The 12,179-nt window shown below is 57.6% G+C and carries 15 protein-coding genes; 4 read left to right on the forward strand and 11 right to left on the reverse strand.

Features of this window, described 5'->3' with window-relative positions:
* Window positions 1-26 precede the first annotated feature (26 nt).
* Entirely contained in the window at window positions 27-602 is a 576-nt protein-coding gene (locus ACR0DK_RS05315; RefSeq protein WP_480735052.1) for a TIGR04282 family arsenosugar biosynthesis glycosyltransferase, read from the reverse strand.
* Between the two features lie 3 nt (window positions 603-605).
* A complete protein-coding gene (gene dapE / locus ACR0DK_RS05320) occupies window positions 606-1,745 on the reverse strand; it encodes a succinyl-diaminopimelate desuccinylase (protein WP_480735055.1) in 1,140 nt (379 codons plus the stop codon).
* A gap of 207 nt (window positions 1,746-1,952) precedes the next feature.
* Here dapE and ACR0DK_RS05325 point away from each other — a divergent pair, with 207 nt between their 5' ends.
* A complete protein-coding gene (locus ACR0DK_RS05325; RefSeq protein ID WP_480735057.1) occupies window positions 1,953-3,011 on the forward strand; it encodes a transporter substrate-binding domain-containing protein in 1,059 nt (352 codons plus the stop codon).
* Here ACR0DK_RS05325 and ACR0DK_RS05330 read toward each other — a convergent pair.
* From ACR0DK_RS05330 to ACR0DK_RS05340, 3 genes are read right to left on the reverse strand one after another with little or no spacing between them, the layout of a single operon-like run.
* Window positions 3,008-3,352: a hypothetical protein gene (locus tag ACR0DK_RS05330; RefSeq protein ID WP_170399025.1), complete on the reverse strand. Its 345-nt coding sequence runs from the start codon at window positions 3,350-3,352 to the stop codon at window positions 3,008-3,010. The two genes, ACR0DK_RS05325 and ACR0DK_RS05330, sit on opposite strands and share 4 nt — an antisense overlap.
* A gap of 37 nt (window positions 3,353-3,389) precedes the next feature.
* Window positions 3,390-3,983 carry a TetR/AcrR family transcriptional regulator gene (locus ACR0DK_RS05335; RefSeq protein ID WP_170406810.1) on the reverse strand — a complete coding sequence of 198 codons (594 nt, stop codon included), beginning with the start codon at window positions 3,981-3,983 and terminating at the stop codon, window positions 3,390-3,392.
* The gene (locus ACR0DK_RS05340) at window positions 3,983-4,225 is read right to left on the reverse strand and encodes a hypothetical protein (protein ID WP_255611946.1); all 243 of its coding nucleotides are present in this window, start codon (window positions 4,223-4,225) and stop codon (window positions 3,983-3,985) included. The genes ACR0DK_RS05335 and ACR0DK_RS05340 overlap by 1 nt, the downstream gene beginning before the upstream one ends.
* Before the next feature lie 142 nt (window positions 4,226-4,367).
* On the opposite strand from ACR0DK_RS05340, the gene ACR0DK_RS05345 reads away from it, so the two are divergent.
* Window positions 4,368-5,549, forward strand: a complete 1,182-nt coding sequence (locus ACR0DK_RS05345; RefSeq protein ID WP_480735061.1) for an aromatic ring-hydroxylating oxygenase subunit alpha — start codon at window positions 4,368-4,370, stop codon at window positions 5,547-5,549.
* Window positions 5,550-5,601: 52 nt separating this feature from the next.
* On the opposite strand, the gene dapD is transcribed toward ACR0DK_RS05345, so the two are convergent.
* The 5 genes from dapD to ACR0DK_RS05370 form a co-directional block, all read right to left on the reverse strand.
* Window positions 5,602-6,429 carry a 2,3,4,5-tetrahydropyridine-2,6-dicarboxylate N-succinyltransferase gene (dapD, locus tag ACR0DK_RS05350; protein WP_170399035.1) on the reverse strand — a complete coding sequence of 276 codons (828 nt, stop codon included), beginning with the start codon at window positions 6,427-6,429 and terminating at the stop codon, window positions 5,602-5,604.
* Between the two features lie 92 nt (window positions 6,430-6,521).
* The gene (gene bioB, locus ACR0DK_RS05355; protein WP_480735063.1) at window positions 6,522-7,487 is read right to left on the reverse strand and encodes a biotin synthase BioB; all 966 of its coding nucleotides are present in this window, start codon (window positions 7,485-7,487) and stop codon (window positions 6,522-6,524) included.
* A complete protein-coding gene (locus ACR0DK_RS05360; protein WP_480735065.1) occupies window positions 7,480-8,067 on the reverse strand; it encodes a biotin transporter BioY in 588 nt (195 codons plus the stop codon). Before ACR0DK_RS05360 ends, bioB begins: the two co-directional genes overlap by 8 nt.
* Before the next feature lie 122 nt (window positions 8,068-8,189).
* Window positions 8,190-8,789: a GntR family transcriptional regulator gene (locus tag ACR0DK_RS05365; RefSeq protein WP_480735067.1), complete on the reverse strand. Its 600-nt coding sequence runs from the start codon at window positions 8,787-8,789 to the stop codon at window positions 8,190-8,192.
* Between the two features lie 44 nt (window positions 8,790-8,833).
* Window positions 8,834-9,745, reverse strand: a complete 912-nt coding sequence (locus ACR0DK_RS05370) for a threonine/serine dehydratase (RefSeq protein WP_480735069.1) — start codon at window positions 9,743-9,745, stop codon at window positions 8,834-8,836.
* 78 nt (window positions 9,746-9,823) lie between these two features.
* On the opposite strand from ACR0DK_RS05370, the gene ACR0DK_RS05375 reads away from it, so the two are divergent.
* Window positions 9,824-10,666 carry an LOG family protein gene (locus ACR0DK_RS05375; RefSeq protein WP_170732575.1) on the forward strand — a complete coding sequence of 281 codons (843 nt, stop codon included), beginning with the start codon at window positions 9,824-9,826 and terminating at the stop codon, window positions 10,664-10,666.
* Window positions 10,667-10,669: 3 nt separating this feature from the next.
* Window positions 10,670-11,767: a cystathionine gamma-lyase gene (locus ACR0DK_RS05380; protein ID WP_480735072.1), complete on the forward strand. Its 1,098-nt coding sequence runs from the start codon at window positions 10,670-10,672 to the stop codon at window positions 11,765-11,767.
* Here the strand turns inward: ACR0DK_RS05380 and ACR0DK_RS05385 are convergent, their stop codons facing one another.
* On the reverse strand, window positions 11,768-12,151 hold the full coding sequence (locus ACR0DK_RS05385) for a hypothetical protein (RefSeq protein WP_170399056.1): 384 nt from the start codon (window positions 12,149-12,151) through the stop codon (window positions 11,768-11,770).
* Between the last annotated feature and the right edge of the window lie 28 nt (window positions 12,152-12,179).

The raw sequence follows: 12,179 nt of genomic DNA on the forward strand, positions 1-12,179 counted from the left end.
TCATGGTCAAAAAGCGGTGCCTCATGTCAGCCGTGCAGATCGGCCACGGTATCCACATCGCGCAGATGATCCAGCAACGCCACCCGACGCCCGGGAATCGAAGCCAACGTGTCGGCCAACGCATGTCTCGTCGACCAACGCACGTCTTGGAACAGCCCCGAGGGCAGCGCCCCATAGCGCTGCGCACCGACCAGCCAATAGCCACCATCCGGGGCGGGCCCGAACACCATCTCAGCCCGGCCCAACGCGCGAAAGGCCCGCGCAATGTGACCCCGTGTAATGCCCGGAATATCCGCACCGATCAGGCACACCGGACCATCGGGAGCACCGCGCAACATCCGCCTCATGCGGTCGCCCAGATCTCCGCGCCCCTGAGGCTTCCGGGGTAAATCAACAGGCCAGACCCGACTGTTCATTCCCTCCCTATCCGGAGAGACCGCCAGTACAATCTGCCAGCGCGGATCGCGCAAACGCAGGATCAGGGAACGCGTTTGGTGCCGAAACCACCAAGCAGCCCCAACCATGCCGATATCGCGCCCCAAACGGGTCTTGACCCGCCCTGGACGTGGCTCTTTCACCATGATGACCAGCGTTTTCTGCATGGATCAGGCGAAGTAATCCGTCAGAATACGGAAGTAGATCGCCTTGAGTTGATGAATTTGCGCCACTTCGACACATTCATCGACCTGATGCATGGTGCGCCCGACCAGACCAAACTCGACCACCGGGCAATGATCTTTGATGAAGCGGGCATCCGAGGTCCCGCCGGTGGTCGAAAGCGCGGGACGGATATTGGTTTCTGCCTTAACAGCATGAGCTACCAGATCAGACAATGCCCCCGGAGGGGTCAGAAAGCTTTCACCTGAAATCTTGATCCGGGTCTCGACCTCGACGCCGAACACCTTCGCAACGGCGTCTGCCTCGGATTGCAACCAATTGCTCAAGCTGGACCCGGAATGCATGTCGTTGAAGCGGATATTCACTGTCCCAGAGCATTGCGCCGGGATCACATTTGTCGCCGGATTACCGGTGTCGATCGTGACAACCGCCAGGGTCGAAGCGTCAAAGTGATCGGTCCCCTGATCTAGCTCGTGACTGGCCAGCCGATCCATCAGCCGTGCCATCGCGGGCACCGGGTTCTTCGCCCGATGCGGATAGGCCGAATGCCCCTGCACTCCGGTCACAGTGAACCACGCAGTCATCGAACCGCGCCGGCCGATCTTCATCATTTCGCCCATCGTGTTCGGGCAAGTGGGTTCGCCCACCAGACAAACCGACATCCGCTCATCCGTTGCGGCCATATGATCCAGCAAAGCGACCGTGCCATCCAGCGCGTCGCCTTCTTCATCACCTGTGATCGTCAGGATCACTGCCCCATCCGGGGGCGTGTCACGCACAAAATCGATAGCCGCTGCCGCAAATGCTGCCACGCCCGATTTCATATCCGTCGCGCCCCGGCCGTACATCACCCCGTCCCGGACCTCGGCGCCGAAAGGAGGCATGGTCCAGGCTGCCTCATCCCCTACCGGAACCACATCCGTATGACCATTAAAGCCAAAGCTGCGCGCGTGACCCTTCTGCCCCCACCGGGCGAAGAGGTTGCAGGTTCCACCTCGATCTACGCGAGTGCAATAGAATCCGGCCTCCTCCAGCACCTGCTGCAGCAAGACCAATGCCCCGCCTTCATCAGGTGTGACTGATGGGCAACGGATCAGATTTGCTGTCAGCTCAACTGGATCGGTCATATTGGGCCTCTTGTCCTTAGGGGTGCCTGTGTTCCTGCACAGATTCAACGAATTGCCCGGATTGCCAACCCCGAATAGTCGAATTCCGAGACCGAATGCCCAAGCGGCTTGATTTTGCACCCCAACAAAACATGAGCGTTGACCCAGCGGCTGCCTTGCCGCGCTGCCCTTAAGTGAGTTAGAGGGCCGCGAAACAGGTGATTCCACATGAAGCGTGTCTTATTCGCATTGATCTGCCTGACTTTCGCGACTCTTGCGCAGCAAAGCCAGGCCCAGTCTCTTACGGTTACAACGGTAACCCGTCCTCCGTTCTCATTTGTCGAGGACGGTGCCCAGACCGGTTTCTCGATGGATCTTCTGGCGGCACTGTCTGAATCACTCGGCTGGGAATACTCGGTCAACCGCGTCGAGACATTTGGAGAAATGTTGGGCGCGGTTCAGGATGGTTCTGCCGATCTGGCGATCGCAAATATATCGATCACCGCCTTGCGGGAAACCCGAATGGATTTCACGCAACCGATATTTGAGGCCGGATTACAGATCATGGTCCCATCAGAGGCCGCTCGCCAGCCATCGCTGTTGCACGCTTTGCTGTCTCGGGAATTGTTCATCGCCATCGGGCTGGCCTTTGCGATCCTGCTTGGTGGCGGCATGCTGATGTGGAGCTTTGAGAAACGCGCGCAGCCCTACTTTGATCGCAAATTGAATGAGGCGTGGTTCCCGTCGTTCTGGTGGGCCCTCAACCTGGTGGTGAACGGTGGCTTCGAAGAGCGGATGCCGCGCACCCCGTTTGGCCGCCTGTTGGGTGTAGTACTGGTGGTGTCATCCCTATTCATCGTCTCCGTTTTCACGGCCCGGATCACCTCGGTGATGACGGTGGACGCAATCACCGGCAGCGTCAATTCGGTCAACGACCTTTACGGCAAACAGGTCGGGACGATTTCCGATTCAACCGCCGCCAGTTTTCTGAACCGGCGCGAGATCGACTATACCGGCTATGGCGATCTGCAGGACATGCTGAACGCGTTTGAGAATAAGGATTTGGATGCGGTCGTTTTCGACGCTCCGATCCTGTCCTATTATGCAAGCCACGAAGGGCGCAGAATGGCGACAATGACCGGGGGCATCTTCCTGCGTGAAAACTATGGGATCGCATTTCCAACCGGATCGCCATTGGTCGAAGACGTCAATCAGGCGCTGCTGTCCCTGCGCGAAGACGGCACCTATGACGAAATCTATCGCAAGTGGTTCGGGGTAAGAAACTAAGCAGTTTCCTCGTCGCCGAAGAATGGCGTCATCTGTGCCACGATAACCGCGTTTTCATCCAGCGCCCGTTGCATCAATGCCCGCTCATCCGGATCGATATCATGTCCTTGCGCCTCACGCTCGGCCAGGGTGCCATAGCCGGTGACATCCAGCGGTGCAGTATCGGCCTGCTTCAGGATCGCTACTGTCTCGCGCACGGCTTCGGCCTCGTCCACGCCGCTGGCAAAACACATCAACGCCGCCCCGGTCGCGCCTTCGGGCAGGCCGTCGCCATCTTTGCGACCGATCTGAACCAACAACGTATAGACTTGCTGGCGCGAAGGTTTTTTCTGCTTTTCCATAGTGCCCGCAATACGCTGGCCCGATGGCACGGTCAACTCAGTCGCAGGTGCTGTCGTATAGGTGGTCCAACAGCATCTGCGCTGCCACGCGCTGCGTGTCGCGCCATTCCGCCCGGGGTCGCAATGGCATCACAGCATCCGTATTGAAATAAATTGCGGACATACCCGCTGCCACGGCTTGGACCCCTTGCATATTGGCAGCAGGCAGTTCGTTCATGATTTCAGCAGCGATCCTTGCCTCGAAGTCATAGACAAACCCAAGCAAGGGTTCTCGCAAATCCGCGTGTCTTTCTGAGGCTGCGACCAAAGCGGCAAACACCGCAGCACTTTCCGAAGAATAGGTGCCGCGTCCGAACAAAGCGTCCAGCATCGCTGCAACCCGATCAGTGCACGGCAGAGTGTCGAAGAGCGCCTCAACCTGATCCGCGAAGACTTTCAGGACGTGATCCAGCAGCTTGCGAACCATCTCATCCCGGTTGCCCAGATAGTGGCGCAGCAATGGCCGCCCGACGCCCGCCTCTTCTGATATGCGCGCCAAGGTCGAGCCATCCAGCCCGTACCGCGCGACACAACGCATAAATGCGTTCAGGATTTGCTCGGATCTGGCGTCTTTCATACTGGGACGGGGCATCAGAATCCGTTCGCAACTGGTGGAAAAACATCCGCCAGAACGTAGAGAACGCCCAAACCGATCCACAAACCCGTCAGCGACCAGAACAGTGCCGGATCTGTCGCGCGGTTTATCGGTTCGATCAAGAAGGCCTGCCCCGAGCGCACCGCCAAGAGCCCCCAAAATATGAACAACAGACCCCAAAGGCCGTAATACCCGGCGAAGGTCGAGACAAGAAGCGCCGCCAGAATTAGCAGTGTCATCCACCTTTGATTCCTCAGGGTTTGAATAAAAGTCATCCTGCCTCCAAGCGGGTTCAGAAAAATCTTAAGGTGAAATCTGGACATTCGAAGGTTTATTGTCAATATTGATGATTATCATTTTTGACAATAAACGGACTCAACAATGCCGCCTGACGCACTTCCGGATCAACCCAAGCAACAACTGCCGCGTGAGGCATATGTCTCGGACAGTTGGTATGAGGCCGAACAGAAAACCCTGTTCAGCAAGTGCTGGAGTTTTGCCGGCGTGACTATGGATTTCACCGAACCCGGCGATTTCAGGACGATTCAGGCCGGGGCCTACGCTCTGATCGTCATACGGGACGCAAATAGCGACTTGCGCGCCTTCCACAACCAATGCCGCCATCGCGGAACCGAGTTGTTGGAAGGTTGCGGCAACGCAGGCAAAACCATTGTCTGCCCTTATCACAACTGGGTCTACAATCTGGATGGCGCTTTGCGCGGCGTACCAGCCCAGCGCGAGTGCTTTCCGGATCTGGACAAGAAGGCAACCGCGTTGTTCGGTGCCTCAGTCGGTGTCTTCCGCAACCTTGTTTTTGTTCACCCAGAACCGGATCAAAGCTTTGACGCGTGGCTTGGCGATCTGGCTCAAATACCTTGGCCTCATGATCTGGCATCAAGCGAGCTACAAGAGAACCCCGACGACGTGGTCTATGAGATCAACTGCAATTGGAAGGTCTTCTTTGAAAATGCAATAGACGGCTATCACCTGGCCTATCTGCACAAAGACACGTTGGGCGGGCCAACCCATGACAAGAATCTTTGGGAGGTTTTTGGCCACAACATGGTCTGGTGGTCGACCGAGCGCGAAGGCGTCAAACATCGTATCCCTCAGTTTGTTGAAAGCTCGGCCAAAGGGTCCGGCCTGAAAACGGTACGGAATGCCGAAACGCCGGGCTATGGCGGGGTCTACATGCTGTTTCCGACCACGATCCTGACGCCAAACCCCTGGGGGTTTTCGATATCGACCATGGAACCAGTGGATGCCAACACAACACTTCTGCGGGTCAGAAACTGGTCGCCTAAAGGCTGGTTCACCTATACGCATCGCGCGGCGGACATACCCGGATACGACCCGGAATCCGGTCGGATCAAATCCTCTCACTGGACCCAGCACCCACTGGAGACGGGGGATTTTCAGACCGAGGATGTCTGGGTTTGCGAAAAGATGCAGCGCGCCCTCCAATCGCCCCGATATCAAATCGGCCCTCTGGCCAAAGGGGCCGGAGGTGAGGCGGCGATTGATTTCTTTCAGCAAACAGTGCTGGAGTTCATGCCAAAATAAGAAAGGCCGCAGAGCATGCACTCTGCGGCCTATTCAAACTGAAACGACGGGATCAGTCGCGCAGTAGCTCATTGATCCCGGTTTTCGAACGGGTCTTTTCATCGACGCGTTTCACGATGACCGCGCAATACAGGCTTACATTGTTCTTGGACGGCATCGAGCCCGCAACAACCACCGAATATGGCGGAACCTCGCCATACATGACTTCACCGGTTTCGCGGTCCACGATCTTGGTGGATTTACCGATGAATACGCCCATGCCCAGAACCGAACCCTCGCGGACGATGCAGCCTTCGACCACTTCCGAACGCGCACCGATAAAGCAGTTGTCTTCGATAATGGTCGGACCGGCCTGCATCGGCTCCAGTACGCCTCCAATGCCTACGCCGCCCGACAAGTGCACGTTCTTGCCGATCTGCGCGCAGGAACCAACGGTGGCCCAGGTATCAACCATCGTGCCTTCATCGACATAAGCGCCAAGGTTCACGAACGAGGGCATCAGCACCACACCCGGTGCGACATAGGCCGACTTGCGGACCACACAGTTTGGCACGGCGCGGAACCCTGCCGCGCGCCACTGGTTCTCTCCCCAGCCGGCGAACTTGCTGTCAACCTTATCCCACCAGCCGCCGTCTTGCGGGCCTCCGGTCTGGATTTCCATGTCCTTGATGCGGAACCCCAGCAGAACTGCTTTTTTTGCCCACTGGTTCACGTGCCAATCACCACTGTCGAGCTTTTCAGCCACTCGCAGCGAACCGCTGTCCAGCGCGCTCAGCGTATCTTCGATTGCTTCTCGTTGCTCGCCGGTGGTCGCAGGGGTGATTGTGTCACGTACTTCCCAGGCGGCTTCGATGGCGGCTTCCAGTTGCGCATTGGACATGGGGCGTCTCCCTAGAGAATCTGTTCACGTTGATGTGGCCTATACGCAAGCGAGACCCATGGCGCAATGCGACGCGGATACCTCGGTTTGCGTCAATCATCGGTAAGTGCGCTGAGTGCGGCAAACATATCCCGGTCATTTTGGGTTCCGGCATTGGGTGCGGTCAGCAACACATCGCCGTAGAAAACCGAATTTGCGCCAGCCAGAAAGCACAAAGCCTGCTCGGCAGTTGAAAAGTCCGACCGTCCTGCCGACAAGCGCACCCGTGTTTGCGGCATGGCGATCCGCGCGGTCGCAACCATGCGCACCAGATCAAAAATGCCTACTTTTTCTAGGTGCGCCAGCGGCGTGCCTTTGATCGGGATCAGCGCGTTTATCGGTACGCTTTCGGGATGCGGGTCAAAATTCGCAAGGACCTGCAACAGCGAGGCACGATCCCGCAGGCTTTCACCCATACCGATAATGCCGCCGCAGCACAGATCAATACCTTCGTCCCGGCAATAGCTGAGGGTCTCCAAACGATCCTGATAGGTACGAGTTCCAATAATCTCGCCATAGAATTCCGGCGAAGTATCCAGGTTATGATTGTACGCCGTAAGTCCCGCCTCGGCCAATCGTTTGGCCTGATGTGGCTTGAGCATGCCCAGGGTGACGCAAGCCTCCATGCCCAGATCACGCACGCCCCGCACCATGTCCAGCACATTGTCGAATTCTTCGCCGTCGCGCACCTGACGCCATGCAGCACCCATGCAAAACCGTTCAGCCCCCGCATCGCGCGCCCGTTTGGCAAGCGAGATGACATGCGCAGGGTTCATGAGCTTTTCCTTGGTCAGCTCGACCTCGCGATGATGAGCGGATTGCGGGCAATAGGCGCAATCCTCGGGACAGCTTCCGGTTTTTATCGACAGCAGGCTGGCTTTTTGGATGTCGTTTGGATCGTGATATGTCCGGTGAACTACATTTGCGCGACCTACCAGATCCAACAGTGGGAGGCGCATCAGCGCCTCCACTTCATCCACGGTCCAATCGCTGCGGATATCTTGCCCGGTATCAAGCATCTGGCTGCGGCCCACGGATTTTCTGCATCAGACCCGTCGGCAGGCCAATCACGAGAACGGCTGCCAATGCAATCTTCACGAGATCACCCAGAATGAAAGGGCTGAAACCGAAAACCAGAACCTTGTCTGCAGGCACGAACTGAGCCAACCAACCCAGACCCAGCGCATAGATCACCGCAAGTCCAGCCAGCATCGCCGGAACCAGAAACAGTTTGCGCAGATTGTCCGCGGCCCATCCAACCATGACCGAGGCGACCACGAAACCCAGCAAATAACCTCCGGTTCCGCCCATCATATAGGCCAGCCCGATGCCTTTTTCGGGCGTTCCGGCAAACACGGGCAAACCCACTGCCCCGGCGACCATGTAGCCGATCACGGTTGCAGAACCGAGACGCAGCCCAAATGCCGCGGCGATAGCCATGACAGCGGCGACTTGAAGGGTCATGGGCACAGGCCAAAATGGCACCTGGACCTTGGCGCTGGCGGTCAAAAGAAGAATACCCATCGCGACACGAAGGATCTGACCCGCAGGGGTTATTGCTCCGGCGGCCGGAAGGGTGGATTGCAGAGTGGCTTTCATTGTCTTTCTCTTTTTTATAGATAATATTTCATCGTTTCGAAGATGATCATCATTTTTATCTATTAAAAATCAAGTCAAATCTGTACGGGATGCACAGATTGTAGTTTCAAAGGCAGAAAGTATCAGCTTGCACGACGGATATGGCGCACAAGTATCGAGGTTGCGGCGGAAACGTCTTTGCTCTTCAGTGCCTGAATGATCGCAGCGTGATCCGTATCGACGCGCTGCACCCATTTGGGCCGCCAATGTGCAAACAGGTGCCTGGCACTGGCAATGTGCAGATCATCGACGGCATGCAAAAGACGGGGCAACCCGCAAGGTGTCAGGATGGCACGATGAAACACCCTGTTCCGCGCCTCCCACTGAGGCATGCTCTCTGCCTCATCACACGCCTTTCGTGCATCATCAGCGGCCTTCAGAGCAGATGGAGTCATGTTTTGCACGGAATGCTGCATTGCCAGCGTTTCCAGCGCGACACGCATTTCGATCACCTCACGCACTTCGGCAGGGTCCAACGCGGTGACGCGCATGCCCTTTCGCGGCTCGCTTTTGGCCAATCCATGCGCCTCAAGCCGCAGCAGTGCTTCGCGCACCGGAACATGGCTGGTCTCAAAGTCGCGCGCGATATGGTCCTGACGCAGCTTTTCACCGGCAGGAAGATCGCCAGTGATGATTTTCTGGCTCAGGGCATTATAGATTGTGTCGGCAATGGTCGCGGTCATGAATTATAGATAAAATCCATGAACAACATCTACAAGCCGTATTCTCAACCTGTTAGCGGATCTGGCGCGATGTTCCCGCCGCAAATCAGCACTGCGACACGCTCACCCGGCTCCGGCTGGTAAGCGCACGAAATCAGTGCGGCAAGCGCAGCAGCCCCTGCCGGTTCAACCAGTATTCGATGCGTCTGCCACAGAGCATTCTGGGCTTGCGATATCGCATCGTCAGAAACCAGAACCGAACTCATACCTTGGGCCAGCCGAAAGCAAATATCACCAATTCTCCGTGCGCCCAGTGCGTTCGCTGCGATGCCCGAAACGGAAACATCAACCGGTTCGCCCGCAGCCAACGCCGCATTCAGCGCGCAAGAGGTTTCCGGTTCGACCGCCACGACTTTGCGCGCACCCTGAAACCATGCCAAAGCTCCGGCAATCAGCCCACCGCCGCCCACGGCCACCAATACTGTGTCCGCCTGCAAGCCCTGCGCGTCCCATTCAGCAAAACATGTCCCCTGCCCTGCCACCGTCGCTAGCGCATCATAGGCATGGATTTGCATGGCGCCGGTGCTTTCCTCATGCGCCTGCGCCATGGTCAGTGCATTGGCGTATTCACCCGAAACAACACTCAGATCAGCCCCGATCCGCTTGATCAGCGCAATCTTGGAGGGACCTGCAAGTTCGGGCACAAAAATCTTCGCTGGGTAGCTCAGTGATTGCGCGGCATAAGCCGCTGCCGCACCGTGGTTGCCACCGGAAGCCGCCACGACGCCTGCCGCAGGCACATCCATGCTGAGCAGGGTATTGAACGCCCCGCGCGCTTTGAAGCTGCCGGTGTGCTGCATATGTTCAAGTTTCATTTCAACCGGATAGCCCGGAATTTGGCTTTCCATCACTGGCGTGACCTGTGCGTGTCCGGCAATGCGGTCCCGCGCTGCCAATATTTCACTTTTCCAATCCATTCTTGTCTTTCCGTGACTGGCACTCTGCCCGCGAACCCTATAGCTGTTTTGGAAACACGCAAGCAGGGAACCCCGCATATGAGAGAAGATCGCCTCAGCCCCTTTCGCGACGCACAGACCGACCGCTCGACCGCAAGCGAGGTACCAGATACCCCGCAGACGCGGTCTTCGGCCTATCGCCTTGCCTTCGCTGATGATGACTTCCTGTGCCGGGATGAGCTGCGCCCCGTGCGGCTGCAACTGGAGCTGTTGAAGCCCGAGATGATCATGACCGAGCGTGAGATCACCTCGACCATCGTCATGTTCGGTGGCGCGCGCATTCCGGAGCCGACCCAGAAACACACGGCGCGGACCGAGACCTTGGCCGGGCTGTCGAAATACTACGATGAAGCGCGTGAGTTTGCGCGTCTGATGACCGAGAAGTCAAATCGGACAGGTTGCCGCGAGAACGTGATCGTCACGGGTGGCGGCCCCGGCGTGATGGAAGCGGGCAACCGTGGTGCACAGGATGCAGGCGGGTGTTCGATCGGCCTGAACATCGTGCTTCCGCACGAGCAGGCTCCGAACCTATACGTGACGCCTGATCTCAGCTTCAATTTCCACTATTTCGCCATCCGCAAGATGCACTTCCTTATGCGCGCTCGCGCCATCACCATCTTCCCCGGCGGCTTCGGCACCATGGATGAGCTCTTCGAATCCCTGACTTTGATCCAGACCGGCCGCATGGACCGCGTCCCTTTCCTGCTGTTCGGGCGTGAGTTCTGGGAAAAGGTTATCAACTGGGAAGCGCTGGCCGATGCGGGCACGATCTCGGACGAGGATCTTGACCTGTTCCGTTTTGTCGACACTGCGCAAGAGGCAGTCGAGATCATCGAGAACTGGGAACCCGCGCCCCCACGCGATGAAATACCGGGGCGCTGAGCCATGAGCCCGAAGACCGGAGAAATGTTGCACCTGCGCGGGAATGCGCTGAACAAGGGCGAGCCTGTGGCCCTGCCGTTGACCCAAAGCAGCATGTACCATCTGCCCGGCGCGCCGGATGGGCATGCCAGCTATGGCCGGGTCGATAACCCGACCTGGGTGCATCTGGAACACGTTCTGTCGCATCTCGAAGATGCACCCTGCCTCAGCTTTCCTTCGGGTATGGGTGCGATTTCGGCGGCCTTGTTTGCGACGGTCCAAGCCGGGTCGCGGCTGCTGATCCCGTCCGACGGGTATTATGTGACGCGCCTTTTGGCTGATCGGTTCCTGTCAAATCTGGGCGTCTCGGTTATCGAACGCCCAACCACCGACTTTGCCGAAGGTGGCTTTGATGAATTCGATGTGGTGTTTCTAGAAAGCCCCTCGAACCCCGGTCTGGACATGCTTGATCTGCCAGTAATCGCCGAGGCCGTGCGCGAGGCCGGCGGCATCACCATCGCCGACAACACAACGATGACCCCATTGGGCCAGCGCCCACTGGACCTTGGCGTCGATGTGGTTGTGAGTTCAGACACCAAAGCGATGGGTGGGCATTCGGACCTGTTGATGGGTCATTTAGCCAGCCGCAATCCGCAAATCATGGAGCGAGTTGAGGAATGGCGCCGCGTCTCCGGTGCGATCCCGGGGCCACATGAAGCGTGGTTGCTACATCGGGGTTTGGAGACTCTGGATGTGCGGTTTGATCGGATGTGTAGCTCAGCACAAATACTGGCTGAACGGCTGGCGGCGCACCCGGCCGTGAAACAGATCCGCTATCCCGGACTGACCGATGATCCGGCGCACACATTGGCGACGGCTCAAACCACGCGCTTCGGGTTTCTGCTAAGCATCACGCTTGAGACCGAGACCAAAGCCGAACAGTTCATCAATAGCTGCCCACTGCTGCGTCCGGCTACATCCTTCGGCGGCGTCCACAGTTCAGCCGAGCGGCGCGCCCGTTGGGGGGATGCTGTCGATCCTGCTTTCATCCGCCTGTCCGTGGGGTGCGAACCGGTGGACGAGTTGTGGCAGGCCATCGAGGCCAGTTTAGACGCGATATGACTATTTCTTAGGGTCGCGCAGTTCGGGAAACACGTAGATCGGCAGCACAATACTGCCGATCAGAGCGCCCAACCATACCAGCAAGGTTGCGGCCAATAGATTTGAGATACCGCCAATGGTCAGACCCGATGTGATCAGATCGGTGACCAGAAGGCCAACAAAGGTTACGATCAAGGCAATTCCGCCCTTCAGCGCCGGTGCCTTCTTTTCCCCCAGCTTCAGGATCAGCGGTTCGGCTATCACCTGGACCAGGGTGAACACGACTACCACCACGATGAAGGAAATCGGTCGGATCGCAAACTCTGACAGCAGCAAACTGGCCAATAGCAGCCCGATGGCGTTCCCAGCCAGCAATGCCAGCACCGATTTGAGCCTGCGCGTCATGGGGTGATCTCCGTCAATGATCAATCTG

The sequence above is a fragment of the Ruegeria sp. CE6 genome, from assembly GCF_056537485.1.

Excerpts from the sequence above, each read along its gene's own strand:
- ACR0DK_RS05325 (WP_480735057.1), top strand. The coding sequence starts at position 1,953 with ATGAAGCGTGTCTTATTCGCATTGATCTGCCTGACTTTCGCGACTCTT.
- ACR0DK_RS05360 (WP_480735065.1), bottom strand. The coding sequence starts at position 8,067 with ATGAAAGCCACTCTGCAATCCACCCTTCCGGCCGCCGGAGCAATAACC.
- ACR0DK_RS05365 (WP_480735067.1), bottom strand. The coding sequence starts at position 8,789 with ATGACCGCGACCATTGCCGACACAATCTATAATGCCCTGAGCCAGAAA.
- ACR0DK_RS05375 (WP_170732575.1), top strand. The coding sequence starts at position 9,824 with ATGAGAGAAGATCGCCTCAGCCCCTTTCGCGACGCACAGACCGACCGC.
- bioB (WP_480735063.1), bottom strand. The coding sequence starts at position 7,487 with ATGCTTGATACCGGGCAAGATATCCGCAGCGATTGGACCGTGGATGAA.
- ACR0DK_RS05315 (WP_480735052.1), bottom strand. The coding sequence starts at position 602 with ATGCAGAAAACGCTGGTCATCATGGTGAAAGAGCCACGTCCAGGGCGG.
- dapE (WP_480735055.1), bottom strand. The coding sequence starts at position 1,745 with ATGACCGATCCAGTTGAGCTGACAGCAAATCTGATCCGTTGCCCATCA.
- ACR0DK_RS05385 (WP_170399056.1), bottom strand. The coding sequence starts at position 12,151 with ATGACGCGCAGGCTCAAATCGGTGCTGGCATTGCTGGCTGGGAACGCC.
- ACR0DK_RS05380 (WP_480735072.1), top strand. The coding sequence starts at position 10,670 with ATGAGCCCGAAGACCGGAGAAATGTTGCACCTGCGCGGGAATGCGCTG.
- dapD (WP_170399035.1), bottom strand. The coding sequence starts at position 6,429 with ATGTCCAATGCGCAACTGGAAGCCGCCATCGAAGCCGCCTGGGAAGTA.
- ACR0DK_RS05330 (WP_170399025.1), bottom strand. The coding sequence starts at position 3,352 with ATGGAAAAGCAGAAAAAACCTTCGCGCCAGCAAGTCTATACGTTGTTG.
- ACR0DK_RS05340 (WP_255611946.1), bottom strand. The coding sequence starts at position 4,225 with ATGACACTGCTAATTCTGGCGGCGCTTCTTGTCTCGACCTTCGCCGGG.
- ACR0DK_RS05345 (WP_480735061.1), top strand. The coding sequence starts at position 4,368 with ATGCCGCCTGACGCACTTCCGGATCAACCCAAGCAACAACTGCCGCGT.
- ACR0DK_RS05335 (WP_170406810.1), bottom strand. The coding sequence starts at position 3,983 with ATGCCCCGTCCCAGTATGAAAGACGCCAGATCCGAGCAAATCCTGAAC.
- ACR0DK_RS05370 (WP_480735069.1), bottom strand. The coding sequence starts at position 9,745 with ATGGATTGGAAAAGTGAAATATTGGCAGCGCGGGACCGCATTGCCGGA.